This window comes from Jidongwangia harbinensis (assembly GCF_020216025.1).
In the GTDB taxonomy this organism is placed as follows: domain Bacteria; phylum Actinomycetota; class Actinomycetes; order Mycobacteriales; family Micromonosporaceae; genus Actinoplanes; species Actinoplanes harbinensis.
Genome location: NZ_JAIWNC010000006.1, coordinates 161,942 through 185,874, shown reverse-complemented (window position 1 = coordinate 185,874; position 23,933 = coordinate 161,942). Strand labels below are relative to the sequence as shown.

The 23,933-nt window shown below is 72.7% G+C and carries 24 protein-coding genes; 11 read left to right on the top strand and 13 right to left on the bottom strand.

What is annotated here, in order from left to right:
• The first annotated feature begins 164 nt into the window (after positions 1–164).
• The gene (locus tag LDL48_RS11205; RefSeq protein ID WP_225254983.1) at positions 165–953 is read left to right on the top strand and encodes a GNAT family N-acetyltransferase; all 789 of its coding nucleotides are present in this window, start codon (positions 165–167) and stop codon (positions 951–953) included.
• A 3-nt stretch (positions 954–956) separates the two neighbouring features.
• On the opposite strand, the gene LDL48_RS11200 is transcribed toward LDL48_RS11205, so the two are convergent.
• The 5 genes from LDL48_RS11200 to LDL48_RS11180 all read right to left on the bottom strand — a co-directional run bounded on the left by LDL48_RS11200 (position 957) and on the right by LDL48_RS11180 (position 7,228).
• Positions 957–1,727 (bottom strand): sirohydrochlorin chelatase, encoded by a 771-nt coding sequence (locus LDL48_RS11200; RefSeq protein ID WP_225254982.1) that lies wholly within the window; start codon positions 1,725–1,727, stop codon positions 957–959.
• Positions 1,709–2,461, bottom strand: coding sequence for a phosphoadenylyl-sulfate reductase (locus LDL48_RS11195; protein WP_225254981.1), 753 nt, complete (start codon positions 2,459–2,461; stop codon positions 1,709–1,711). The genes LDL48_RS11200 and LDL48_RS11195 overlap by 19 nt, the downstream gene beginning before the upstream one ends.
• Before the next feature lie 151 nt (positions 2,462–2,612).
• The gene (locus LDL48_RS11190; protein WP_225254980.1) at positions 2,613–4,301 is read right to left on the bottom strand and encodes a nitrite/sulfite reductase; all 1,689 of its coding nucleotides are present in this window, start codon (positions 4,299–4,301) and stop codon (positions 2,613–2,615) included.
• 318 nt (positions 4,302–4,619) lie between these two features.
• Positions 4,620–6,149, bottom strand: a complete 1,530-nt coding sequence (locus LDL48_RS11185) for a PAS domain-containing sensor histidine kinase (RefSeq protein ID WP_225254979.1) — start codon at positions 6,147–6,149, stop codon at positions 4,620–4,622.
• A 44-nt stretch (positions 6,150–6,193) separates the two neighbouring features.
• On the bottom strand, positions 6,194–7,228 hold the full coding sequence (locus LDL48_RS11180; protein WP_225255100.1) for an SIS domain-containing protein: 1,035 nt from the start codon (positions 7,226–7,228) through the stop codon (positions 6,194–6,196).
• 205 nt (positions 7,229–7,433) lie between these two features.
• Here LDL48_RS11180 and LDL48_RS11175 point away from each other — a divergent pair, with 205 nt between their 5' ends.
• Positions 7,434–9,047: a tetratricopeptide repeat protein gene (locus tag LDL48_RS11175; RefSeq protein ID WP_225254978.1), complete on the top strand. Its 1,614-nt coding sequence runs from the start codon at positions 7,434–7,436 to the stop codon at positions 9,045–9,047.
• Between the two features lie 14 nt (positions 9,048–9,061).
• On the opposite strand, the gene LDL48_RS11170 is transcribed toward LDL48_RS11175, so the two are convergent.
• Positions 9,062–9,280 carry a biotin/lipoyl-binding carrier protein gene (locus LDL48_RS11170; protein WP_225254977.1) on the bottom strand — a complete coding sequence of 73 codons (219 nt, stop codon included), beginning with the start codon at positions 9,278–9,280 and terminating at the stop codon, positions 9,062–9,064.
• A 148-nt stretch (positions 9,281–9,428) separates the two neighbouring features.
• Between LDL48_RS11170 and LDL48_RS45010 the strand changes: the two genes are divergently transcribed.
• A complete protein-coding gene (locus LDL48_RS45010; RefSeq protein ID WP_369752275.1) occupies positions 9,429–9,503 on the top strand; it encodes a 50S ribosomal protein bL37 in 75 nt (24 codons plus the stop codon).
• 49 nt (positions 9,504–9,552) lie between these two features.
• Here the strand turns inward: LDL48_RS45010 and rsrA are convergent, their stop codons facing one another.
• From rsrA to LDL48_RS11145, 5 genes are all read right to left on the bottom strand, one after another.
• A complete protein-coding gene (gene rsrA / locus LDL48_RS11165) occupies positions 9,553–9,828 on the bottom strand; it encodes a mycothiol system anti-sigma-R factor (RefSeq protein WP_225254976.1) in 276 nt (91 codons plus the stop codon).
• Between the two features lie 5 nt (positions 9,829–9,833).
• Positions 9,834–10,634, bottom strand: a complete 801-nt coding sequence (locus LDL48_RS11160; RefSeq protein ID WP_308016449.1) for a sigma-70 family RNA polymerase sigma factor — start codon at positions 10,632–10,634, stop codon at positions 9,834–9,836.
• Positions 10,635–10,701: 67 nt separating this feature from the next.
• Positions 10,702–11,304, bottom strand: a complete 603-nt coding sequence (locus LDL48_RS11155; protein WP_225254974.1) for an alpha/beta hydrolase family protein — start codon at positions 11,302–11,304, stop codon at positions 10,702–10,704.
• Between the two features lie 33 nt (positions 11,305–11,337).
• Positions 11,338–11,733, bottom strand: a complete 396-nt coding sequence (locus tag LDL48_RS11150) for a WhiB family transcriptional regulator (protein ID WP_225254973.1) — start codon at positions 11,731–11,733, stop codon at positions 11,338–11,340.
• Between the two features lie 180 nt (positions 11,734–11,913).
• Positions 11,914–12,600 carry an SOS response-associated peptidase gene (locus LDL48_RS11145; protein WP_225254972.1) on the bottom strand — a complete coding sequence of 229 codons (687 nt, stop codon included), beginning with the start codon at positions 12,598–12,600 and terminating at the stop codon, positions 11,914–11,916.
• A gap of 124 nt (positions 12,601–12,724) precedes the next feature.
• On the opposite strand from LDL48_RS11145, the gene aroA reads away from it, so the two are divergent.
• The 6 genes from aroA to LDL48_RS11115 all read left to right on the top strand — a co-directional run bounded on the left by aroA (position 12,725) and on the right by LDL48_RS11115 (position 19,585).
• Positions 12,725–13,996, top strand: a complete 1,272-nt coding sequence (gene aroA / locus LDL48_RS11140; RefSeq protein ID WP_225254971.1) for a 3-phosphoshikimate 1-carboxyvinyltransferase — start codon at positions 12,725–12,727, stop codon at positions 13,994–13,996.
• A gap of 2 nt (positions 13,997–13,998) precedes the next feature.
• Entirely contained in the window at positions 13,999–15,093 is a 1,095-nt protein-coding gene (rsgA, locus tag LDL48_RS11135; protein WP_225255099.1) for a ribosome small subunit-dependent GTPase A, read from the top strand.
• Positions 15,094–16,280: 1,187 nt separating this feature from the next.
• The gene (gene hisN, locus LDL48_RS11130) at positions 16,281–17,099 is read left to right on the top strand and encodes a histidinol-phosphatase (RefSeq protein ID WP_225254970.1); all 819 of its coding nucleotides are present in this window, start codon (positions 16,281–16,283) and stop codon (positions 17,097–17,099) included.
• A 91-nt stretch (positions 17,100–17,190) separates the two neighbouring features.
• Positions 17,191–18,069: a hypothetical protein gene (locus tag LDL48_RS11125; RefSeq protein ID WP_225254969.1), complete on the top strand. Its 879-nt coding sequence runs from the start codon at positions 17,191–17,193 to the stop codon at positions 18,067–18,069.
• Between the two features lie 169 nt (positions 18,070–18,238).
• Complete coding sequence (locus LDL48_RS11120) at positions 18,239–19,018, top strand: ATP-binding protein (protein ID WP_225254968.1); 780 nt, start codon at positions 18,239–18,241, stop codon at positions 19,016–19,018.
• A 9-nt stretch (positions 19,019–19,027) separates the two neighbouring features.
• Complete coding sequence (locus LDL48_RS11115) at positions 19,028–19,585, top strand: DUF5709 domain-containing protein (protein ID WP_225254967.1); 558 nt, start codon at positions 19,028–19,030, stop codon at positions 19,583–19,585.
• 8 nt (positions 19,586–19,593) lie between these two features.
• Here the strand turns inward: LDL48_RS11115 and LDL48_RS11110 are convergent, their stop codons facing one another.
• Positions 19,594–20,226: a response regulator gene (locus tag LDL48_RS11110; protein ID WP_225255098.1), complete on the bottom strand. Its 633-nt coding sequence runs from the start codon at positions 20,224–20,226 to the stop codon at positions 19,594–19,596.
• Positions 20,227–20,255: 29 nt separating this feature from the next.
• On the bottom strand, positions 20,256–21,410 hold the full coding sequence (gene macS / locus LDL48_RS11105; protein WP_225254966.1) for a MacS family sensor histidine kinase: 1,155 nt from the start codon (positions 21,408–21,410) through the stop codon (positions 20,256–20,258).
• Between the two features lie 195 nt (positions 21,411–21,605).
• On the opposite strand from macS, the gene LDL48_RS11100 reads away from it, so the two are divergent.
• Positions 21,606–22,526, top strand: a complete 921-nt coding sequence (locus tag LDL48_RS11100; protein WP_225254965.1) for a carbohydrate-binding protein — start codon at positions 21,606–21,608, stop codon at positions 22,524–22,526.
• A gap of 119 nt (positions 22,527–22,645) precedes the next feature.
• On the top strand, positions 22,646–23,875 hold the full coding sequence (locus LDL48_RS11095; RefSeq protein ID WP_225254964.1) for a family 16 glycosylhydrolase: 1,230 nt from the start codon (positions 22,646–22,648) through the stop codon (positions 23,873–23,875).
• Positions 23,876–23,933 lie beyond the last annotated feature (58 nt).

Genomic DNA, 23,933 nt, shown 5'->3' with positions numbered 1-23,933 from the left:
CCAAGCACGCAGAACCGCAGGGACCGTCGGGCCGGCGTGATCGGACACGCCGGCGAGACCGCAGGGACGACAGGAGCGGCCGGACGGACGGAGACGGGCGGGGCGGGGCGGCTCGTTCCTTAATCGGTCGCGCGGAGCCGAGGTGCGGGCTAGCGTGCGCGAACGTGGACACCCCATCGATGACCGCGTCCGTGGCGGTGGACGGGGCCGTCGCCGGCTCCGGCCGGGTGGAGTGGTGGGACGAGGCCGACGGCACCCGGCTCTACCTGCTCACCGGCGAGATCGACCCCCGGTGGCGCCGCCGTGGACTCGGCCGCATCCTGCTCGCCCGGCTGGAGGAGCAGGCCGCCGCGCACTGGCGGGACCATCCCGGCGCCGGGCCGCCGCTGTTCGGCACCAACCCGTCCGACGAGGCCGCGCTGGCGCTGGCGCACGCCGCCGGCTATCGGGTCCGTTTCACGCTGGTCGACCTGGCCCGCGACCCGGCCGGCGCGGTCGAGGCGCCGCTTCCGCCCGGCGTGGCGCTGCGCCCGGTGCGCGGGGAGCATCATCCGCGGATCCACGCGGCGATCAGCGCCTGTTTCGCCGAGTCCCGGCTCGGCCAGGAGGTTCAGACGTACCACGAGTACCGCGACGGGGTACGGGACACCGACCTGTGGGTGGTCGCCTGGGCCGGTGACGAGATCGCCGGCCTGGTCGTCAACGAGCGCGAACCGGACGGCACGGTGGACAGTTCCTGGGTCGCCGTACTGCCGCCGTGGCGCCGGCGTGGGCTGGCGTCGACCCTGTTGCAGCACAGCCTGCGCCGGCTGGCCGGGCACGGCGTGCGGACCGCGACGATCCGCACCGTCCAGGAGAATCCGCACCGGACCGTGGCGCTGTACGAGCGGGCCGGCTACCGGGTGACGGTCCGCACGCCCCGCTACGCGAAGCCGCTCCGGCAGGCGGGATAGCTGTCAGGCGGCGAGCAGCCCGCTCGTCTGGGCGTACACCCGTTCCTCCACGAGCCGCACGAGTTCGGGCGCGTCGCCCAGCGGCTGCGCGACGGCCACCGCCCCGGCCGACACCGCCGACGCCACCACACCGTCGTAGAGCCGCCCGGGTGCCAGGAAGTACCCGGCCACCCCGATCCGGCGCGCTCCGGCCGCCTGGAGGCGCTGTACGGCCTCGGCACCGGTCGGCGGGGCCGCGGAGGCGTAGGCCACCGTGCACGGCAGCCCCAGGCGCGCACCCAGCGCGGTGGCCGCGTCGGCCACGGTGGCCCGCGCGGCCGCGTCCCGGGTGCCGGCGGCGGCCAGCACCACGGCGTCCAGGTCCGCGTCGGGCAGCCGCCGGATCAGTCCGTCCAGCAGCGTCGCCGAGCCCGGGCCGAGTACGTCGGTGATGTCCACGGTGAGACGTAGCCCGGCCGCGTGCGCGTCGGTGACGACGGCCGGCACGTCGACCTTGCCGTGGTACGCGGCGGTCAGCAGCACCGGCACCAGCACCGCGCGCCGGTGGCCGGCGGCCTCCAGCCGGGTCAGGACGTCCAGTGGCCGGGGGCCGGCGTGGTCCAGGTAGGACGCGCGCACCACCCACTCGGGGTGGGCGTCGGCCACGGCCCGGGTGAGCGCCTCGGTGGCCGCCGCGGCCCGCGGGTCACGGCTGCCGTGCGCGATCAGCACGACGCCGGTGGAGCGCTCCAGTGGAACACCACGGACGCCGACGGCTAGACGTGCAGGCCGCATTCGGTCTTCTCGAACATCGCCCAGCGACCGGCGCGCGGGTCCTCGCCGGCCGTGGTCCGCCGGGTGCACGGCCAGCAGCCGATCGAGCCGTAGCCCTTCTTGAACAGCTCGTTGACCGGCACGTTCCAGCGGGCGATGTAGCGGTCCACCTCGGCCTGGCCCCACGCCGCGATCGGGTTGACCTTCACCTTGCCGCGCTTGGGGTCGAACGCCACCACCGGGGTGTTGGCCCGGGTCGGCGACTCGTCGCGGCGCAGGCCGGTGGCCCAGGCGTCGTAGTCGGACAGGGCCCGCTCCAACGGCTCCACCTTGCGCAGGAAGCAGCATTCGTCGGGGCTGCGGGCGAACAGCCGGGGGCCGTACTCGCCGTCCTGCTGGCCGACGGTGAGCCGGGGGCGGATCGAGCGCACGTTGACGTTCATGGTGCGGGCCACCGTGTCGCGCACCTTCAGCGTTTCCGGGAAGTGCAGGCCGGTGTCCAGAAAGACCACGTCCACGCCGGGCGACACCCGGGAGAACAGGTGCGCGACCACGGCGTCGGCCATCGAGCTGGTCACGCAGAACCGGGAGCCGAACGTGTCGGTGGCCCAGCGTGCGATCACCTCGGCCGGCGCGCCTTCGAGGTCCCGGCCGGCGTCGCGGGCCAGCGACTCGAGCCGCTCCGCGGTTTGGCGCGGCGGCGGCGTCGCGCCGAGATTGACCAGTCCCAAACCAGTGGCAGCCACGACCGTCATCGGTTCACCTTCTTTGATAGAAGCCCGTTGAACTTGACCGTGAAGACTCGTGCGCAGGAGTGGCACTCCCACGCCCCGTGCGACGCCTCGTTGGGCCGCAGATCCTCTTCCCCGCAGTAGGGGCAGTACAGCGGTGCCGACCGGGCGTCACTCATTTCAGTAACTCCTCGTCGGCTCTGAGCACCCACGTGGCGAACGACTCGCCGTCGGTGCGACCGGCGAGGTAGTGGGTGGCGACGCGTTCCACGTACTCCGGCAGCTCTTCCGCGGTGGCCTTGAGGCCGCGCAGCTTGCGGCCGAAACCGGCGGTCTGTCCCTGCGCCATGCCGAGGCCGCCGCCGAGGTGGATCTGGAAGCCCTCCACCTGCTCGCCGTGCGCGTTCATGACCAGCTGGCCCTTGAGGCCGATGTCCGCGACCTGGGTCCGGGCGCAGGCGTTCGGGCAGCCGTTGATGTGGATCGAGATGTCCGCGTCGAAGTCGCGCAGCCGCTCCTCCAGCCGGGCGACCAGCTCTTCGCCGCGGGCCTTGGTCTCGACGATGGCGAGCTTGCAGTACTCGATGCCGGTGCAGGCCATGGTGCCCCGCCGCCAGGCCGACGGCCGGGCCTCCAGCCCGATCCCGCGCAGGCCGGTGACCAGGGATTCCACCTGGTCGTCGGCGACATCCAAGACCAACAGCTTCTGGTACGGCGTGAGGCTGACCCGCGCGGAACCGTGCGCCTCGACGACGTCGGCCAGGCGGCTGAGCTGGGTGCCGGAGGAGCGGCCGACCACCGGGGCGGCGCCGATGTAGTTGCGGCCGTCGCGCTGCTTGTACACGCCGATGTGGTCGATCGGCTTCGCCGGCAGCTGCGGCGGCGGTCCGTCGATCAGCGCCCGGCCCAGGTATTCCTTCTCCAGCACCTCGCGGAACTTCTCCACGCCCCAGTCGGCCAGCAGGAACTTCAGCCGGGCCCGGTTGCGCAGCCGGCGGTAGCCGTAGTCGCGGAAGATCCCGACCACGCCCTCCCAGACGTCCGGGATCTCGTCCAGCGGCACCCACACGCCGAGCCGCTCGGCCAGCCGCGGGTTGGTGGAGAGACCGCCGCCGACCCAGACGTCGAAACCCGGGCCGTGCTGCGGGTGGACCGAGCCGATGAACGCGACGTCGTTCGACTCGTACGGGGTGTCGGCGAGCCAGCCGATCGAGGTCTTGAACTTGCGCGGCAGGTTGGAGTACTCCGGGTTGCCGACGTACCGGCGCAGGATCTCGTCGATGGCCGGCGTGCCGTCGACCACCTCGTCGGCGGAGACGCCGGCGACCGGGCTGCCCAGCACGACGCGCGGGCAGTCGCCGCAGGCCTCGGTGGTCTGCAGGCCGACCGCGTCGAGCCGGCGCCAGATCTCCGGCATGTCCTCGACCCGGATCCAGTGCAGCTGGATGTTCTGCCGGTCGGTGATGTCGGCGCTGTCCCGGCCGAAGTCGGTGGAGATCTGCGCGATGGCCCGCAGCTGGGCCAGGTTGAGCTGGCCGCCGTCGATCCGGACCCGCAGCATGAAGTACTCGTCTTCGAGCTCGTGCGGCTCGAGGACCGCGGTGCGCCCGCCGTCGATGCCGGCCTTGCGCTGGGTGTACAGCCCCCACCAGCGGAACCGGCCGCGGAGGTCCTGCGGGTCGATCGAGGCGAAACCGGTGTGCGCGTAGATGTTCTCGATGCGAGCCCGGACGTTCAGCGGGTTGTCGTCCTTCTTGATCCGCTCGTTCGGGTTCAGCGGCTCGCGGTGTCCGAGCGCCCACTGACCCTCACCACGTGCCTTGCGCGGCCGGGCGGTAGGCCTCTGGGTGCGGTCGAGCGCCATGATCGGCGTTCCTTCCGGGGTTGTGGGCGCGTCGGGACGCTCACGGCCACCCGGTGAGGGCTCGCGACTTCAATGTCTGGAGAAGGCCGGCGCGTCTTTTCGCACCCGAGACAGAATGATCGGGCGGCGTCAGGAAGCCGGACACATCGCGCTGCGGACGCGGCCGTAGTCGACGTGGCGCCGGGCCACGAAGCGGCGGTCAACTGCAGCGGTCATGCCGGTAAGCCTCTCACGAGAGGCGAATGTCGGCCAGTGCGGTCCAGATTGCGGGAGTGTGGCGCCGCCCACGCTCGGCGCCACCGCGATTGCGCTATGTGCCTATCGCTTCCCGAGCGGCACCACGAGCACCGCCTCGGTGCCGCCCTCGGCCCGGTTCCGCAGCTCGATGCTGCCGCGCAGTTCGCCGGTCGCCAGCGCGCGGACGATCTGCAGGCCGAGCGTGCCCTTGGCGTCCGCGGCGAAGCCCTCGGGCAGGCCCCGGCCGTTGTCCGCCACGGTGACGTGCAGCTGCTTGCGGAACCGGTGCGCGGTGACCACCACCTCGGCCACCGTCTCCGGCGGCACGCCGCCCTCGCCGAAGCCGTGCTCGACCGCGTTGATCAGCAACTCGTTGAGCACCATGACCAGGGAGGTGGCGATCTCCGCGGGCAGCACGCCGAACGAGCCCTCGCGGCGCATCTTCACCGACACCTCGGTGGTGGCGACCTCGGTCGCGGCGGTGGCCACCCGGTCCACGATGCCGTCGAACTCGACCGCCTCGTCGCTGGACATGGAGAGCGTCTCGTGCACCAGGGCGATCGAGGCCACCCGGCGTACCGACTCCTCCAGCGCGTTGCGCGCCTCCTGGTTGTCCACCCGCCGGGCCTGCAGCCGGAGCAGCGCGGCGACGGTCTGCAGGTTGTTCTTCACCCGGTGGTGGATCTCCCGGATGGTGGCGTCCTTGGTCATCAGCGCCCGGTCCCGCCGCCGCACCTCGGTGACGTCGCGGACCAGCACCAGCGCACCGATCGGCACCCCGGCCGGGAGCAACGGCAGGGCCCGCATGAGTACGGTGGCCCCGCGCGCCTGCACCTCCTGCCGGGGCGGCGACTCACCGCGCAGCGCGGAGAGCATCCGTTCGGACGCGTCGTTGCCCTCCAGCGGGTCGGCGGCGAGCCGGCTGGACAGCGCGGACAGCTCCTCGCCGACCAGGTGCGCGTTGAAGCCGAGCCGCCGGTACGCGGACTGCGCGTTCGGGCTGGCGTAGGTGACCTTGCCGCTGGCGTCGAGCCGGATCAGCCCGTCGCCCACCCGTGGCGCGGACGTGGTCTCCCCCGGGTGCCGTGGCGGCGGGAACGTGCCGTCGGAGACCATCTGGGCCAGGTCGTCCGCCGTGGTCAGGTAGTTCAGTTCCAGCTGGCTCGGGGTGCGGGCGGTGGACAGGTTGGTGTCCCGGCCGATCACCGCGATCACCTCGCTGAAGCCCTCCTCCTCGGCGGAGACGTCCCGCAGCCGCACCGGAATCGCCTCGTGCCGGGCCGGCGTGTCGCCGTACCAGACCGGGTCGCCCTCCCGCCAGATCCGGCCCTGGGTGTACGCGATGTCCAGGTGCGCCACCTCGGGCCCACCGACGATCTTGCCGACCTGGTCGTCCTGGTACGCGGTCGGCGCGGTGGTGGGTCGCACCTGGGCCACGCACAGGAACGCCCGCGGCTGGCCGTCCGGCGCGCGCACCGGCACCCACAGCAGCAGGTCGGCGAACGACAGGTCGGAGAGCAGTTGCCAGTCCCCGGCGAGGCGGTGCAGGTGGTCGATGTCGGCGGAACCGAGGCCGGTGTGCTCCTCGACGAGATCGCGCAGCGTGGACACGACACCAGCCTGCCACGTGTGCGCGTCGGGCTGGTTACGTCCTCCTACAGGGTGGAGGTGACCTTGTTCAGGCCGCGCGGTGCGTCCGGGTCCTCGCCGCGGGCCAAGGCCAGGGCCAGGGCCAGTTTCTGCAGCGGCAGGATGTCCAGCAGCGGGGCGTACCGCTCGTCGACGGCCGGCACGGCCAGCCGGCCGGAGGCGCCGGCCACGTCGGCCGGGCCGACGGTGACCACGTCGGCGCGGCGCTCGCCGAGCCGGTTGACCACGTCGCTCATCGCCCGGCCGCCGGGACCGTCGCCGACCACGGCCAGCACCGGCACGTCCGGGTCGGTCATCGCCAGCGGACCGTGCAGCAGGTCGGCACCGCTGAACGCGAGCGCCGGCAGGTACGACGTCTCCATCAGCTTCAGCGCGGTCTCCCGGGCCGTCGGGTACGCGTACCCCCGGCCGGTCGTGACCAGCCGCGACGCGAAGCGGTAGCGCTGGGCCAAGGTATCCGCCCCGGTGTCGGTGAGCACGTCCGCGGCCAGCTGCGGCAGCTTGTCCAGCGCGGCCCGCTCGTCCGCCGGCAGCCTCCCGTCGCCGGCCCGGATGCCCTCGACCAGCAGGAGCAGGGCGAGCAGTTCGGCGGTGTAGGTCTTGGTGGCCGCCACCGCACGCTCGTGCCCGGCCGCGACGTCGATGGACAGCTCGGCGGCCCGGGTCAGCGGCGAGTCCGGGTTGTTGGTCACGGCCAGGGTCAGCGCGCCGGTCTCCCGGGCCACCGTGAGCACCCCGGTGAGGTCGGGCGAGCCGCCGCTCTGGCTGACCCCGACGACCAGCGCGTCGGACAGGTCGGGGCGGGCGCCGTACAGCGTGATCGTGCTCGGCGAGGCCAGCCCGACCGGAATGCCGAGGCGGATCTCGGTGAGGTACGCGCCGTAGAGCGCGGCGTGGTCGGAGGTTCCCCGGCCGACGAAGACCACGTGCCGCGGGCGCCGTTCGGCCACCCGGGCGGCGACCGCGGCGATCGCCGCGCCGTGCTCGCCGTCGAGCAACCGCGCATATCCCGCGGGCTGCTCCGCGATGTCGGCGGCCATGCCCTGACCTCGCTGCGTCACGTCCGTCATCCTCCCACGCAAGCATGAATCTGCTCTATTCGTGCGCAGTGTTGCACGAAAAAGCAGGGAACCACAATCTTTCGAGCAGCACTGCGCATGGAGCGGACTGACATATCGACGATCGTCGCCTAGGCTCGCGTCCGAGCGCATGTGCAACTTGCACAGGGAAGGTTGGCTCGTGGACATGAGCGATCCACCGGGGTCCCCCGAACGCGATCTCGAGCAGGCCCGCGAGGCCCTCGATCGCGGCGAGATGCACCACGCGGCCGGGCATCTCGCCGGCGCCATCGCCCAGGCACCGACCCGTCCCGAGGCGCACGAGCTGCTCAGCCGGCTGGCCGCCCGGGCGGACGGCGCACTCGAGCTGTTCCCCCTGGACCAGCCCGCGTTCGTCGGCACCGTGGTGGCCCGCGCGCACCTGCTCGCCGCGGCCGGCCGCCCCGAGGACGGCCTGCCCCTGCTCGCCGCGGCCAGCGGGCACACACCCGGGATGAACTGGGCCGGCGTGCCCTGGGTCCGCGACCCCGGGCTGGGCGTGCGGATGGAACCGGGCCTGCTCGCCCGGATCGTCATGCAACTCTGCAGCGCGGTCGGCGACCCGGCTCCGGAGGCCGGACGGGACGCGCTCCAGCCCTACCTCACGGTCGCCCGGCACGCCATCGCGGTGCACCCCGACCACCCGCTGCTGCTCGGCGCCGGCTCCGCGCTGGCCCGCCGGGTCGGCGAGACCGCGCTGGCCGTGGACTGGGCCGAGCGCGGTGCCCAGGCCCGGCCGTCGAAACTGGCCGAGATCTGGCTCGGGTACGCCTACCGCGCCGCCGGACGGATCGGTGAATCCCTCGCCGCGCTCCGCCGCGCCGTCGCCCACGATCCCGACGACCTGTCCGTGTACGCCGACATCGCCGGCACGCTCGCCGACCAGGGCCGCCTGCAGGACGCCCTGGACTGGGTGGACCGGGCACTGACCCGCGACCCGGAGTACGACTGCGCGGTGCACACCGGGCACCGGCTGCGGTACCGCGCCGACGGCGACCTGGCCCACCTGGTCCGGCTGGCCGACTTCATCCGCGACCATCCGGACGACACCCACGAGCACACCGATCTGGCCGACTGCTGCGCCGGTACGCCCTGGCTGAGCCGCGTCCCGTCGGCCCCCGGCGCCCCGGTCGACCCGGACCGCCGCCCGCCCGGCACCGCCCGGCCGCCGGCCACCGCGGTGGAACGCCTGCACCGGGTCGCCCAGCCGCTGTGGCCGCATCCGCCGGCCGCGTACGACGCCGCCGTACCCCTGCTCCTGGTCTCCCCGGACGACCTGCTCGCGCTGGTCACCCACCCGCCGGACGCGCCGGACACCGAGACGGCCCGGGTCCTGGCCGGGGTGGACCCCACGCTCTGGGACCGCTGCGCCCGGGTGTGGGCCTGCCTGGGGCTGCTGCACCACGGCACCGACGAACCGTGGGCCGACTCCACCCGCCGGCGCCTGCTCCTCGACCTGGCTCTGGACGGCACCGACCGGATCACCGAGGCGGCGCTGTTCGCCCTGATCACCAACGCCTGGATCGACCCGTCCGCCCGCGCCGACGTGGCCGCACTGGTGACTCGCCGGCTGCACGACGTACGCGACGGTGCGTCACCGATCGCCTGGTCGGTGGCCCAGCTCGCGCTCGCCACCCCGGACCTGCCCACGTCCACCCGGGACCTGGCCGGGGCGGTGCTGGTGCAGGCCGCGTCCCGACTCCGGCGGGCGCGCCGCCGGCCGGTGCGGCGCCGGCTGCTCCGGTGGCTCGCCCGGGGCTGACCCCGCCGAAGCGGTCAGGAGTCGATGACGGCGATCAGGTCGCCTTCCTGGACCACGTCGCCCTCGTTGACGGCCAGCTGGGAGAGCGTGCCGTCGGACTCCGCCAGCACCGGGATCTCCATCTTCATGGACTCGAGGATCACCAGCGTGTCACCCTCGGCCACCTCGTCGCCCGCGGCGGCCACGACCTTCCACACGTTGGCCACCATCTCGGCACGGATTTCGTCGGCCATGGCGAAGCTCTCTTTCGGTCGAGACTGTCGGTGGCAAGTATCCAATCATGGATCGGCCACGACGCACCGGCACGCGGGGCGATCCGCACCGGCCGGGCGCGCCGACTACGATCGGTCGCCGACGACGTGCGAACGAAGAGGAGTCCCGATGGCGAAGAAGGCCCGCAAGAAGAAGGCTCGCAAGAAGAGCTCGGCCAACCACGGCAAGCGGCCGAACAGCTGATCCGACACGGCCCCGGCAGCTCGCGCTACCGGGGCCGTTTGAGTCGACGTCAGGGCAGGTACTCGCGGGTTTCCACCTCGACGGTCAGCTCGCTGAGCTTGAAGCGGAGGCGGTCGCGGAGCTCCTGCGGCGCGGTCTCGTCGCCGCAGCAACGGGCGACCAGCGCCTTCACCTCGTGTTCGATGCCGTACTCACGCAGGCAGCGGGAACACTCCTCCAGGTGCTTCTGGATGAGCGCCCGCCGGTCCTCACGGCACTCCAGGTCCAGGTACAGGTAGACCTCGCTGAGCACCACGCTGCAGTCGGTTTCGAATTCGTCGCCCACGTGCCTCACGCCTCCTGCGGTTCGGAAGCAGCGGCGGTGCGGGTGATGCCCCGGTCGGCGGCGTACGTCTCGAGCAGCTTGCGCAGGTTGCGCCGGCCCCGGTGCAGGCGGGACATGACCGTGCCGATCGGCGTACCCATGATGTCGGCGATCTCCTTGTACGAGAAACCCTCGACATCAGCGAGGTAGACGGCGAGCCGGAAATCCTCCGGCAGAGCCTGCAGAGCGTCCTTGATGTCGCTGTCCGGCAGCCGGTCCAGCGCCTCCGTCTCGGCGGAACGCAGGCCGACCGAGGTGTGCGACTCGCTCGACGCCAGCTGCCAGTCGGTGATCTCCTCGGTGGGAGCCTGCACGGGCTGCCGCTGCTTACGCCGGTACGAGTTGATGTAGGTGTTGGTGAGGATGCGGTACAGCCACGCCTTGAGGTTGGTGCCCTCCTCGAACTGGTGGAACGCGGAGAACGCCTTCAGGAACGTCTCCTGCACCAGGTCTTCGGCGTCGGCGGGGTTGCGCGTCATCCGCAGACCGGCGGCGTACAGCTGATCCACGAACGGCAGCGCATCCCGCTCGAAGCGCGCCCGGCGCTCCTCGGTCCGTTCTCTCTGGGCCACGCGATCCTCTCCCCTCGACTGCCTCGCCGAGGATACGGGTAGTGCCCCTGCAGCAGATTCGAAAACCGCCGGTGTGCTGACACTCACCGATGATGCGACCGGCGCCGGTGCGGCGGCCGGCCACTCGGGGGAACCCAGCAGGTTCCGTACCCGGCGCACCTCCCGCTCGTCCCGGTCCGCAGATATCGCTGGCACTCGACAACCCCTTCCGACGTTCAGCCTTCCGGGGGATGTAACCGTCGGCGGGCCCGCAACATTCCGGTCACCGGCCCCAGTGGTGCGCGCGCAGCCAGGTCAGGACCGCGTCGGCCGTGCCGGCGAGGTCCTTGCGAAGGTCGTGGGTGGCGCCCGGACGGACCACCACCTCGACCCGCCCGACGGGCACCGGCACCCCGAACGGGTCCCGGTCGCCGTTGACCACCAGCGTCGGCAGGTCGGTGGGCAGCTCGGCGGCACGGCTGCGCTCCGGCCGGCCCGGCGGATGCAACGGAAAAGCCAGCGCGAGTACGCCGGCGGCGCCCAGTGCCGCCGCGGTGCGGCACGCCACCCGGGCACCGCTGGACCGCCCGCCCAGCAGCAGCGGCAGGCCGGGCTCGGCCAGCTCGCGCACCACCGCGGTCCACGCCTCGTCCAGCTGGGCCGCCGGTGCCGGGGCACGGCGGCCGGCCACCCGGTACGGCTGGGTCACCAGCGCCACCCGCACCCCGGCGGCGGTCGCGATGTCGTGCACCCGGGTCAGGTCCGGGGCGTGTACCCCACCGCCGGCGCCGTGCCCGAGGACGAGCAGGCTGACCGGCGGACCGGCGGGATCGGTGATCTCGATCTCCGCCGGACCGCGGGGTGTCTGGATTATGTCGGTCGCCACGGCGTCATTGTGATCGCCGTGGCGCCGGTTCGGTCAGCGGCTTACCGGGATCATGGTGAGCAGTTCACGGTCCTCGGCGTCCGGACCGTCGTCGACCTCGTCGCCGTTGGGCTGGACACGTTCGCGCCAGGCCACCAGCATGGCGCGCCGCTCCCGGGGCGTGGTGCCGCCCCAGACGCCGTGGCAGTCGCCCACCTGCAGGGCCCAGGCCAGGCACGGCCCCTGGACGTCGCAGGTACCGCAGAGCGATACCGCGCTCTCGGTCGGCTCGTTCGGAGCCGGGAAGAACGTTTCCGGATCGACGCTGCGGCATGCCCCCCGGATGCGCCAGGCCTCATCGCTCCGGCGCTGCGAAATTGCTTCGATCAGTCTCGGGTCGCGCCTCGCAATGGCGACCTCGTGCGGACGCGGCATACGTGCCCGTGTCATCAGCAGCCCACCTCCCCCGTGGGACCGGTACTACGCGTGGTTACGCCGTCCGCACCGTGCGGACCGACACCACTCCGGCGGTGGTTTGTATCGCAGATCAGAAGATCAGAACAAGGCCCTTATCTATCTCGCAACAAAGTTGGCGATTCAAATTGCCTGCAAAGTGGGGTGATTCGGTCATCAAAAAAGCGTCACCGGGACCGGTTCCGGGTCCGGCGGAGTGATCAAATCCGGACCGTTGTTACGGACGTTCCCGACGTCCGGACGGACCGCGCGCAGCTCGATCCGGTCGAGTTCGGCGGGCGGCATCGGCCGCAGCAGTTCGGCCGGCTCACCGCCGCCGGCGAGCCAGTCGGCCCACCGGTCGGGCGGCAGGATCAGCGGCATCCGGTCGTGCACCCGGGCCAGCCCACCGAGCGCGGCGGTGGTCACGACGCTGCAGGTGAGCACGTCGGCGGCGGACATGCTCCAGAGGCCGGCGAAGGCCAGCGGGGAGCCGTCCCGGGGGGTCATGTAGTACGCCTGTTTGCGCTTGCCGTCGCGGACCCACTCGTACCAGCCGTCCGCCGGGACCAGACACCGCCGCCGGGCGAACGACGGCGCGAACGCCGGCAGCGTGGCCACCGTCTCGGCCCGCGCGTTGATCATCCGGCCACCGGACCGGGGATCCTTGGCCCACGCCGGCACCAGCCCCCATTTTGCGGTATCCAGCACTCGTCCGCCGCGCCGCTTCGACACCCGGACCAACGGGACCGGGTCGGTGGGCGCGACGTTCCAGCTCGGTGTGAGCCCCTCGGTCACGTCCACCGCGTCGAACAGGCGGCTCAGATCGGCTTCGCTGCGCGTCGTCGCGTACCGGCCACACATGCCCGCGACCCTACGCTCTCGCCTTGTCCACGTTGAGCCGGAACGGGTTGCGCAGGCCGGCGACCGTCCCGGGGGACGGGAAGGCGCCGCCGGAATGTCGTACCCGACCGGCAGAATGGGACGCGTGACTGAATGGATCGCACCGACCGCCACCGGCCCGGTGACCGCCTCCGTGCGGCTGCCCGGCTCCAAGTCGATGACGGCCCGCGCCCTGGTGCTCAGCGCTCTGGCCGACGGCCCGTCCGCGATCGAGCGGCCACTGCGGGCCCGCGACACCGAGCTGATGGCCGGTGCGCTGCGTGCCGTCGGCGTCACGGTCGACACCGGCCGCGACGACCGCTGGACGGTGCAGCCCGGCGAGCTGCGCGGGTCGGCCCGGGTGGACGTCGGGCTGGCCGGCACCGTGATGCGGTTCGCCCCGCCGGTCGCCGCGCTGGCCGAGGGGACGGTGACGTTCGACGGGGATCCCTACGCCCGCAACCGCCCGATGCGCCCGCTGGTCGAGGCGCTCCGCGGGCTGGGCGTCACGATCGAGGCCGCACCCACCGGCGGGCTGCCGCTCACCGTGCACGGCGCCGGGCTGGTCGAGGGCGGCGAGGTGGTGATCGACGCGTCCGCGTCCAGTCAGCTCGTCTCGGCCCTGCTGCTGTCCGCGCCGCGCTTCACCAAGGGCCTGGTGCTGCGGCACGAGGGACCGCCGGTGCCGTCCGCGCCGCACCTGCGGATGACCACCCACATGCTGCGGGCCGCCGGCGCCGTGGTCGACGACAGCACGCCGGACGTGTGGACCGTCGAGCCCGGTCCGCTGCGGGGCCACACGTGGGAGATCGAGCCGGACCTCTCCGGCGCCGCGCCGTTCTTCGCCGCGGCCATGGTCACCGGCGGCACCGTGACGCTGGCCGGCTGGCCGGTGCGGAGCTGGCAGCCGGTCGACCGGCTCACCGCACTGCTCACCGGCCTGGGCGCCGAGGTGACCCAGACCGGCGAAGGGCTCACCGTGCGGGGCACCGGCGCGCTGCACGGCATCGACGCCGACCTGTCCGAGGTGGGCGAGCTGACGCCGGTCGTCGCCGCGCTGGCCGCACTGGCCGACAGCCCGTCCCGCCTGCGTGGCGTGGGACACATCCGGCTGCACGAGACCGACCGGGTGGCCGCGCTGGCCCGCGAGCTGACCAAGGTCGGCGCGGACGTCACCGAGCACCCGGACGGCCTGGACATCACGCCGGGCCCGGGCCGGTCGGCCGTCTTCGAGACCTACGACGACCATCGGATGGCCCACGCCGGCGCGGTCGTGGGACTCACCGTGGAGGGCGTCGGGCTCAGCGACGTAGCGTGTACCTCGAAGACGTTGCCCGAGTTCCCGGAACTCTGGGCGGGACTCGTGGCGAGGAGCTGAACCTGCCGGGCCGCAAACGGGAGTACGACGAGGACGACGTCCGGATCCGACCGGGCCGGGCGTCACGACCTCGCACCCGTCTGCGCCCGAAACACGACGACGCGGTGGACGCGCTGGTGATCACCGTGGACCGCGGGCGGTACGGCTGTGTGCGCGCCGACGCCGAGCAGGACGAGGTGGTCACCGCGATGCGCGCCCGGGAACTGGGCCGCAAGTCGGTGGTGGTGGGTGACCGGGTGGCCCTGGTCGGCGACACGTCCGGTGCGGCCGGCGCGCTGGCCCGGATCGTCCGCATCGCCGAGCGCCGATCCGTGCTGCGCCGCACCGCGGACGACGACGACACCACGCCCGAGGGCCGGCTGGAACGCGTGGTGGTGGCGAACGCCGACCAGCTCGTCATCGTGAGTGCGCTGGCCGACCCGCCGCCCCGGACCGGGTTCATCGACCGGTGCCTGGTGGCGGCGTACGACGCCGACGTCGAACCGCTGCTCTGCCTCACCAAGGCCGACCTGGCCGGGCCCGCGGCGGTGCTCGACTACTACGCCGAGCTGGACCTGCCGTACGTCCTGGTCCGCCCGGACAGCGACCTGACCGAACTGCGCGCCCACCTGGCCGGCCGCATCTCGGTGCTCGTCGGCCACTCCGGCGTGGGCAAGTCCACGCTGGTCAACCGCCTGGTCCCGGACGCACTGCGAGCCGTCGGCGTGGTCAGCGCGATCGGCAAGGGCCGGCACACCTCAACCAGCGCCGTGGCGCTGCGGCTGCCCCGGGTGATCAAGAAGGGCGACCCGGGCTGGATCGTCGACACCCCCGGAATCCGCAGCTTCGGGCTCGCCCACGTCAGCGCGGACAGCCTGCTGCACGGCTTCCCGGACCTGGTCGAGGGCACCGTCGACTGCCCCCCGAACTGCGGACACACCGCGGCCGACCAGGACTGCGCGCTGGACGCCTGGGTGGCGGCGGGCAAGGCGGACGCGCGGCGGCTGGCGTCGTACCGCCGGCTGCTCAGCTCACGCGCCGGCGAGCCGGACGCCCGCGACCAGCCGGACCCCCGCGAGGAGCCGGACCCCCGCGACCAGTCCGCGCCCCGCCCCTGACCCGGCCCGCCCCTGACCCGGCCCGCCCCTGACCCGCACGTCTCCACGACTGCCCCGCCCTGCCCCGCCACTAGCCGGCCCCGCCCCGCCAGTGGCCCGGTCCCGCCCCGCCAGTGGCCCGGTCCCGCCCCGCCAGTGGCCCGGTCCCGCCCCGCCAGTGGCCCGGTCCCGCCCCGCCAGTGGCCCGGTCCCGCCCCGCCAGTGGCCCGGCATGCCTCCGCCACTGACCCGGCCCGGCAACTGGCTCGCCCCGCCACTACCCCGCCTGGCCCGGCACTGGTTGCCTCGCCGTCGGCACGACGGTTGATCACCTGGGCCCCAGAAGTAGATCTTGGCGGCCAGACGTTGGAGCGGCACTGCCTTAGGAGGGCCATTCGCACCAAGAATCGCTCCACCATCCACGATCTGCCGCCAATCTCCCGCCCACCCCGACTCCCCTGCGCCCAACTCCCCTGCGCCCGACTCCCCTGCGCCCGGCTCGCTAGGCACTGCCGTACAGATCCTCGAGTCGTGCTGGGCGCCTCGCACCGACAATTCGGGCGCATCGCCCCCGACTTTGGCAGAGTCAGGCGGGAGCGGCGCGTGGCAAGCCCCACCGGCCGCGCCTGGTTCCCGCGATGCGCAGTGCGTGTGGTTCCGGGTGCGGAGCGCGCCGCACCTCCACACGCCGGGCACAAGGCGACCGGGCGTGTCGAGTTCCGGTGCGCAGCGAACCATCCCGCCACACGCCGGGCACAAGGCGACCGGGCGTGTCGAGTTCCGGTGCGCAGCGAACCATCCCGCCACACGCCGGGCACAAGGCGACCGGGCGTGTCGAGTTCCGGTGCGCAGCGAACCATCCCGCCACACGCCGGGCACAAGGCGACCGGGCGTGTCGAGTTCCGGTGCGCAGCGAACCATCCCGCCACACGCCGGGCACAAGGCGACCGGGCGTGTCGAGTTCCGGTGCGCAGCGAACCATCCCGCCACACGCCGGGCACAAGGCGACCGGGCGTGTCGAGTTCCGGTGCGCAGCGAACCATCCCGCCACACGCCGGGCACGGGGAGACACTGTGTGTCGAGGTGCAGCGCGCAGCGAGCGACCGGACCTATAAGCGCACGGCACGCCAAGCCCCACGATGCGCCGAACCGCACACCCCGGAGAGCCGTGCGGACCCGCCCCCGTGACCATCCGCTAGGTTTCCGGCATGACCGGTTACGCCGATGATCTGTCGCTCGCCCACCTGCTCGCCGACACGGCCGACTCGATCTCGATGGCCCGGTTCCGCGCGCTGGACCTGCATGTGGAGTCGAAGCCCGATCTCACCCCGGTCTCGGACGCCGACACCGCCGTGGAGAAGGCACTCCGGGCCACCCTGGCCCGGGCCCGGCCGCGCGACGGCGTGCTGGGCGAGGAGTTCGGCATGTCCACCCCGGCCGCCGGGTCCGGCAGCCGGCACTGGGTGATCGACCCGATCGACGGCACCAAGAACTTTGTCCGCGGCGTCCCGATCTGGGGCACGTTGATCGCGTTGATGGAGAACGACGTCCCGGTGGCCGGTCTGGTCTCCGCCCCGGCGCTGGGCCGCCGCTGGTGGGGTGCGCTGGGTCACGGCGCGTACGCCGGCCGGCACCAGCGGGCCGCGTCCCGCATCCAGGTGTCAGCGGTGAGCCGTATGGACGACGCCAGCTTCTGCTACTCGAGTCTCTCCGGGTGGGCGGAGAGCGGTCGCCTGGAGCCGATCCTGGACATCGTCCTGCAGGTGTGGCGGAGCCGGGCGTACGGCGACTTCTACGGGTACATGCTGCTCGCCGAGGGTGCGGTGGACGCCATGGTGGAGCCGGAGCTGTCGTTGTGGGACGTGGCCGCGCTGGTGCCGATCGTCACCGAGGCCGGCGGGCGGTTCACCGATCTGGACGGCGGGGCCGCGCCCGGCAACGGCAGCGCCATCGCCACCAACGGGCTGCTGCACGCCGACGTCCTCGGCCGCCTGGCCGACCACCGGGCCGGGCAACCCGGCCGCTGAGGCCCCCGACGGACAGGAAGGCCGGGTAACCCAGCCGGGAACGGTCTATTCTCGCCGAGTGGTGTCCCCGGGCTGGTTCTTCCTCGCTGCCATGATCGCGGCATACGGGGTCGCCAACTTGCTTCAGTCGGCGGCCGCCGCGCGTACCACCGTGCACCACACCTTCGACCCGGGCCTGCTGTTGCGCCTGGCCGGGCAGCGCACCTACCTGCTCGGCATCGGCTGCCAGCTGTTCGCGTTCGTGTTCGCCTTCCTGGCCCGGCGGGACCTGCCGCTGTTCCTGGTGCAGGCGAGCGTGGCCGCGGGGCTGGGCGTGACCGCGCTGCTCGGCGTACTCCTGCTGAAGTGGTGCCTGCCCCGCGCCGAGGTGGGGCTGCTCGGTCTGCTGCTGGCCGGCATCGCCGCGCTCGTGTTGTCGGCGCAGCCGGCGCCGGCCCGCCCGCTGGGCGCCCCGGCGATGGTGGCGCTGGGTGCGGCGCTCGGCCTGCTGGCCGGTCTGGGTTTCTTCGCGGTACGCCTGCACGGCTCGCTCGGCTCGGTGGTGCTGGGTTCGCTCGCCGGGATGGCGTTCTCCGCCGCGGCGATCGCGGCCCGCCCGCTGGCCGGTGAGCATTCGGTGGCGGGGGTCTTCACCAACCCGCTGCTCTATCTGCTCATCGCGCACTCGATCGTGGGTCAGCTGCTGCTCGGCCTGGCGATGCAGCGCGGGTCGACCACGGCGGCGGTGGCCGCGATGGATGCCGCGGGGGCGGTGCCGGCGGCGATCGTCGGACTGTTGCTGCTCGGCGACCAGATCTACCCGGGCCGGGAGTGGCTGGCGGCGGTCGGGTTCGTGGCGACGCTGGCGTCGGTGATCGGTTTGACCCGGTACGCCGAGCCGCAGCACCACCACGCGACGGTGCCGGGTGGCCGGCACGAGGCCCGCCGCCCGGAGGCGGGCCGGCTGCGCACGGCGGGCACCAGTCGCTGAGTCCGCGCCGGACGCATGAGCCCGGCCCATCGGGGTACTTGCTGGCCATGCCCATGTTGCGCTTATGTCCCGATTAGCCGATATAAGGCGTATCGCCGCTAAAGAGGTAGCGATTTTCTCTCCGCGCCGAAATGCGAGGCGAGATCGCGATAGGCACAATGGAGCGATCATGACGAGCGAGCTGACACACCGACTGGTCACCGAAGGCATGTACCCGGTGCTTCAGCTCAGTGGGGTGCTCGACGCCGGCACCGCCCGGCGGGTCCGGTCGATCCTGCTCGGCCTGCTGGCACACCAGCCGGAGGCGGTCGTGGTGGACGTGACCGGCGTCCGGCTGGCCGAGCCCGGCGCGCTGCAGGTGCTCCGGGACGTCGCCCGGGAGACCGCCGACTGGCCCGCCGCACACCTGGTGCTCTGCGCCGCGGACGGCGACCTGTGGCGGGCCACCGGCCTCACCGTGTGGCCCGGCCACTCCGAGGCGTTCACCCATCTCGGCACCGCGGACGCCGACCACTACCTCAGCCTGGCGCTCGACCCGGTCCTCGGCGCGGCCCGCCGCTCCCGGGAACTCGTCACCGAGGCGTGCGGCCGCTGGGACCGCCCCGAGCTGGCCGGCCCGGCCTGCATCGTGGTCACCGAGATGGTCAACAACGTGGTGGCGCACGCGCACACGCCGATGACGGTGTTCCTGGCCCGGCACGGCGAGGCGATGAGCGTGGCGGTACGCGACGAGTCCCCGGTCGTGCCGGAGTTCTCCGGGCCGGTGGCGCCCACCTCGTACGGCGGCCGGGGGCTGCTGCTCATCGACGCGGTCGCGGCCCGCTGGGGCAACCTGCGGCTGGACGACGGCAAGGTGGTCTGGGCGGTGCTGGAGGACCAGCGCGAGACCGCGTCCGCCCCGGACCGCCATCTCGGCAGCGAAGGCATGGCCGACCCCGCACGCGGGTAGGTAGCGGTCATGCGAGACAACGACTACCCGACCGAGGTGTCCGACCCCGAGGCCTCCGGGCTGCCGGAGACCGCGGACGACGACTCGAACGCGTACGACTCGGTGGACAGCCCGCGCTGGGCCGACGGAGCGGACCCGGCCGCGCTTGCCGGTGTGGGTCCGGGCGGGTCGAACCGGTTCGGCGACACCGCCGAGGAGCAGCGCCAGGGCGAGTCCCTGGAGCGCCGCCTCCGGCAGGAGGAGCCGGACGTCGGCGCGGAGGACCCGCTGCCACCGGCCCGTGACCCGATCGACGAGACGCTGGACAGCTCCGAACAGCGCAACCTCGACGCCGACGTGTGGGGCGCGAGCCCGACCTCGGACCCGAAGTCGCAGGTGTCGCTGTACGACGACGGCCAGCTCGACGACGACAGTCCGGCGACCGTGGGCCGGCTGGTGGAGCCGGACGAGGGCTACGGCTTCGACAACGAGACGGACAGCGTGGCCTACGACGCCGGTGCGGCCGGCGGCGGCGCCAGCGCCGAGGAACTGGCCATGCACGAGACCAACCCGCCGAGGTACGAGTAACTCTGGGCTCAGTCGAGGCCCCGCTCGATCGCATAGCGGGTGAGTTCCACCCGGTTGTGCAGCTGCAGCTTGCCGAGCGTGTTCTGCACGTGGTTCTGCACGGTGCGGTGGCTGAGCACCAGTCGTTCCGCGATCTGCCGGTACGACAGGCCCTTGGCCACCAACCGCAGCACCTCGGTCTCGCGCTCGGTGAGCTTCGGCGCGCCGCCGTCGTCCGCGGCCGGCTGCTCCACCGCCAGCCGGCGGAACTCGCCCAGCACCAGCCCGGCCAGTCCCGGCGTGAACACCGTGTCACCGGCCGCGGTGCGGGCCACCGCCTCCAGGAACTCGGTCAGCCCGGCCGACTTCAGCAGATAGCCGGTCGCGCCGGCCTTCACCGCGTCCAGGACGTCCTGCTGCTCGCCGCTGGCCGACAGCATCAGCACCCGGATGCCGGGCACCGCCTCCAGCAGCCCGAGGATCGCCTCGACCCCGGTCACGTCGGGAAGTTGCAGGTCCAGCACGACGACGTCGGGGCGGGCCGCGGCCGCGATGCGGATCGCCTGGCGTCCCTCGCCGGTCACCGCGACCACGTCGTACCCGGCGGCGGCGAGATCCCGGCTCACGCCCTCGCGCCACATCGGGTGGTCGTCCACCACCATCACCCGTACCGCCTGCTCTGCCACGGCGTTCACGATATCGGTCCGCGCGGTACGGTCAGCTCCACCTCGGTGCCCTCGCCCGGGGCCGAGGCGATCTCCACGGTCCCGCCGAGATCGGTGATCCGGCCCCGGATCGACTGGGCCACGCCCAGCCGGCCCTGGGCGGCCGCCTCGTCCAGCCGGGCCGGGGGGATGCCGCAGCCGTCGTCGCGGACGCTGACCGTGACGTCGCCCGGCTCGTCCTCGACCAGCACCCAGACCTTCGTACCCGGCGCGCAGTGCTTGGCGACGTTGTCCAGCGCCGCGCCGACCGCGGCGGCCACCTCGGCGGCGACCCGGGCCGGCAGCCGCACGGCCGCGGCCGGGGACGCGATCGACACCGTGCTGGAGGCGTACCGGCCGAGCAGCGCCATCAGGTCCGCCTCGGCGCCGTCCGCCACCGCCGGCGCGGTCCGGCTGGTGACCAGCGCACGCAGCGCGGCCTCCTGCTCGCCGGCCAGCCGGGCCAGTTCGCCCGCCTCGCCGTCCAGCCCGGCCCCGCGGCGCTTCACCAGTGCGAGCACCTGCAGCACCGAGTCGTGGATGTCCCGGGCCAGCCGTTCCCGTTCCCGGGTGGCCGCCTCGAGCTGCACCGCGTGTTCCAGCTTCGCCTGGGCGACCTCGACCAGCCGGACCATGTACCCCACCGCGAGCGCGGCGAGCAGCATCAGCACCGTGCCGGTGAACGCGGCCTGGTCGTAGTGCGCCCGCACCACCAGGTCGGTGGCGCCCATCGCCAGGGCCGCGATGATGCCGCCGCGACGCCCGCCGGCCACCGCCCAGGCGATCACCGGTGCCACGTGCCAGGCCACCGCGAGCGTCGGCCGCCCGGCCTCCAGCGCGGCCCGGCCGACGACCCAGATGCTGGCGGTCATCACGCCCATGGTGATGACCAGGTCGGCCACCAGCAGCGGTGGCCGGCGGCGGGTCGGGTCGGCGTACGCGTACGTGGTGACGACGGTCCAGGCGGCGGTCAGCGCGAGGACGGGCCAGGCCAGCACCGGCCGTTCGTACTCGCCGACGTTGCGGACGACCAGGATCGTCACGTACACCAGGGCGGCGATCCGGAACACCGCGATGGCCCGCCACAGCGGCGCCTGCAGACCCCCGGCGCGGCCGGCGAATGCCCCGGTCACCTCCGACATGCCCCTGACCCTCCCATAACGACACCACGGCCGAACTTAAAGAAATTTTTAAGTCTGCCCCGCGGACTTGCGAGATCATCTCGCATCTTCGACAGTGTCACTGCCGCCTCGGCTCCCCCGTCCGGAGGTATCGACTCGATGCACCGTGCCCGCCACACCGGAGCGTCCTCTTCCGCCTACCGACCGCGACAGATCGTGGCGGTGGTCGCCGCCGCGGCGGGCCTGGCCACCGCGATCTGGCTGCCGTCCCGACTCGACCGCGCCGAGGCCAACGACCTGGACCGGCGCGGCCGGCCGGGCCAGAGCACCCAACGCGACACCGACGAGCAGGTGACGTTCGAGGACCGTTTCGCCGGGCGCCGGGGCAACGGTGCGGACCGGGACAAGTGGGCCGTGCCGGCGGACAGCGCGCGGGCGGTCCGGCTGGACGGGTCCGGCACGCTGACGCTGGTGGCCCGCGGGTCCGACGCGACGCGGCTGGTCACCCGGGAGCCGATCGAGCAGGAGCAGGGCCGCCTGGAGACCCGGATCAAGCTGCCGGAGAGCCGGGGCGCGCGTCCGGCGCTGTTCCTCGCCGGCGCCGGGGAGGGCGCCACGGAGACCGACCTGCTGGGCCCGATCCGGCGGGTCGAGCCGCGGGCGCTGGACCGGGGCTTCCACACCGTCACGGTGGAGTGGGACGCCGAACTGGCGGTCGCGTCGGTGGACGGTGACGAGGTGTTCCGGGTGCGCGCCGAGCAGGCCGGCGACCAGTGGGTCTTCGACGGGCCGTTCGTGGTGGGGATGAGCCTGGGCGTGGCCGAGTTCGCGCGGCGGTCGGTGTTCCCGCAGCGGATGCAGGTCGACCTGGTCCGGGTGTCCACCGAGGTGCCGGAGTCGGCGCCGCCGGCCAGCAGCGCGCCACCGTCGGTGGAGCCGACCACGCCGCCGCCGGCCGCCGAGCCCACCACGCCGCCGCCCCCGCCCGCGGCACCGGCCGCCTGGGAGCCGTTCACGCTCTACACCGCGGGCGACAAGGTCACGTTCGACGGCGTGCAGTACGAGGTGAAGGAGACCCACACCTCGCTGCCGGAGTGGCAGCCGCCGGCCGTACCTAACCTGTTCACGCCCCTCTGACAAGAAGACTTACAAAAAAAGGTGTTATCCGGGGTTCCGGAACCAGTCGCTCTTGACTGATGACAGTCGAACTTTAAAGACTGTTAACGGAATCATTACCTCTCCCCGGAGGCATCCCCATGCGCAAGATCCGGATTCTGCTCGCCGCGGCCACCGTCGCGGCGACCCTCACCGGCGGCCTGGTGGCCGCCTCACGCGGCGACACGGCCGAGGCCGCCATCGGCCCGGTCACCTGGCAGGACGAGTTCAACGCACCGGCCGGCACCCCGCTCGACCAGAACAAGTGGAAGTTCGACATCGGTGGCGGCGGCTGGGGCAACAACGAGCGGCAGTACTACACGAACTCCACCAGCAACGTGGTGCACGACGGCTCCGGCCATCTGGCGATCACCGCCCGCCGCGACAACCCGGCGAACTACCAGTGCCACTACGGCCGCTGCGAGTACACCTCGGGCCGCATCCTGACCGCGGACAAGTTCGCCCAGCGGTACGGCCGCTTCGAAGCCCGCCTGAAGATCCCCCGCGGTCAGGGCATCTGGCCGGCCTTCTGGATGCTCGGCGGCGGCAACTGGCCCACCGACGGCGAGATCGACATCATGGAGAACGTCGGGTACGAGCCGAACACGGTGCACGGCACGGTGCACGGCCCCGGGTACTCCGGGGGCGAGGGGATCGGCGGCGGCCGGACGATCGGCGAGCCGCTGAGCAACAACTTCCACACGTACGCGGTCGAATGGTCCCCGAACCTGATCGTCTGGTACCTGGACGGCGCCGAGTTCTACCGGATCACGCCGGCCAACCTGGGCGGCGACCGCTGGGTCTTCGACCACCCGTTCTTCATGATCCTGAACGTCGCGGTCGGCGGCAACTGGCCCGGCTACCCGGACGCCACCACCACCTTCCCGCAGACCATGCTGGTCGACTACGTCCGCGTCTCGGCCTGGACCGACGGCGGCGGCACCCCCACCGGCAACGGGCTGCGCAGCGCGCTGAACGGCAAGTGCATCGACATCCCCGGCGGGAACCCGGCCGACGGCGCCCGGCTGCAGATGTACGACTGCAACGGCAGCGCCGCGCAGCAGTGGACGTTCAACGGCGACGGCACGGTCCGGGCGATGGGCAAGTGCATGGACCCGGCCGCCGCGGGCAGCGCCAACGGCACGCCGATCCAGCTGGTCACCTGCAACGGCAACCCGGTGCAGCGGTTCACCCTGTCCGGCGCGGGCGACCTGGTGAACATCTCCGCCAACCGGTGCGTGGACATCAAGGAGGTCAACCCGAACAACGGCGCCCAGCTGCACCTCTGGGACTGCCTCGGCGCCTCGAACCAGAAGTGGTCCCGGGCCTGACCGACGGTTTTCCACAGCCGGACGCCGGCCGCCCACGGGCGGCCGGCGTCTCGTCTAC

Excerpts from the sequence above, each read along its gene's own strand:
- LDL48_RS11175 (WP_225254978.1), top strand. The coding sequence starts at position 7,434 with ATGAGCGATCCACCGGGGTCCCCCGAACGCGATCTCGAGCAGGCCCGC.
- hisN (WP_225254970.1), top strand. The coding sequence starts at position 16,281 with ATGACCGGTTACGCCGATGATCTGTCGCTCGCCCACCTGCTCGCCGAC.
- LDL48_RS11125 (WP_225254969.1), top strand. The coding sequence starts at position 17,191 with ATGATCGCGGCATACGGGGTCGCCAACTTGCTTCAGTCGGCGGCCGCC.
- LDL48_RS11200 (WP_225254982.1), bottom strand. The coding sequence starts at position 1,727 with ATGCGGCCTGCACGTCTAGCCGTCGGCGTCCGTGGTGTTCCACTGGAG.
- macS (WP_225254966.1), bottom strand. The coding sequence starts at position 21,410 with ATGTCGGAGGTGACCGGGGCATTCGCCGGCCGCGCCGGGGGTCTGCAG.
- LDL48_RS11110 (WP_225255098.1), bottom strand. The coding sequence starts at position 20,226 with ATGGTGGTGGACGACCACCCGATGTGGCGCGAGGGCGTGAGCCGGGAT.
- LDL48_RS11150 (WP_225254973.1), bottom strand. The coding sequence starts at position 11,733 with ATGACACGGGCACGTATGCCGCGTCCGCACGAGGTCGCCATTGCGAGG.
- LDL48_RS11180 (WP_225255100.1), bottom strand. The coding sequence starts at position 7,228 with ATGGCCGCCGACATCGCGGAGCAGCCCGCGGGATATGCGCGGTTGCTC.
- LDL48_RS11170 (WP_225254977.1), bottom strand. The coding sequence starts at position 9,280 with ATGGCCGACGAAATCCGTGCCGAGATGGTGGCCAACGTGTGGAAGGTC.
- LDL48_RS11195 (WP_225254981.1), bottom strand. The coding sequence starts at position 2,461 with ATGACGGTCGTGGCTGCCACTGGTTTGGGACTGGTCAATCTCGGCGCG.
- LDL48_RS11120 (WP_225254968.1), top strand. The coding sequence starts at position 18,239 with ATGACGAGCGAGCTGACACACCGACTGGTCACCGAAGGCATGTACCCG.
- LDL48_RS11190 (WP_225254980.1), bottom strand. The coding sequence starts at position 4,301 with ATGGCGCTCGACCGCACCCAGAGGCCTACCGCCCGGCCGCGCAAGGCA.
- LDL48_RS11115 (WP_225254967.1), top strand. The coding sequence starts at position 19,028 with ATGCGAGACAACGACTACCCGACCGAGGTGTCCGACCCCGAGGCCTCC.
- LDL48_RS11095 (WP_225254964.1), top strand. The coding sequence starts at position 22,646 with ATGCGCAAGATCCGGATTCTGCTCGCCGCGGCCACCGTCGCGGCGACC.
- LDL48_RS11145 (WP_225254972.1), bottom strand. The coding sequence starts at position 12,600 with ATGTGTGGCCGGTACGCGACGACGCGCAGCGAAGCCGATCTGAGCCGC.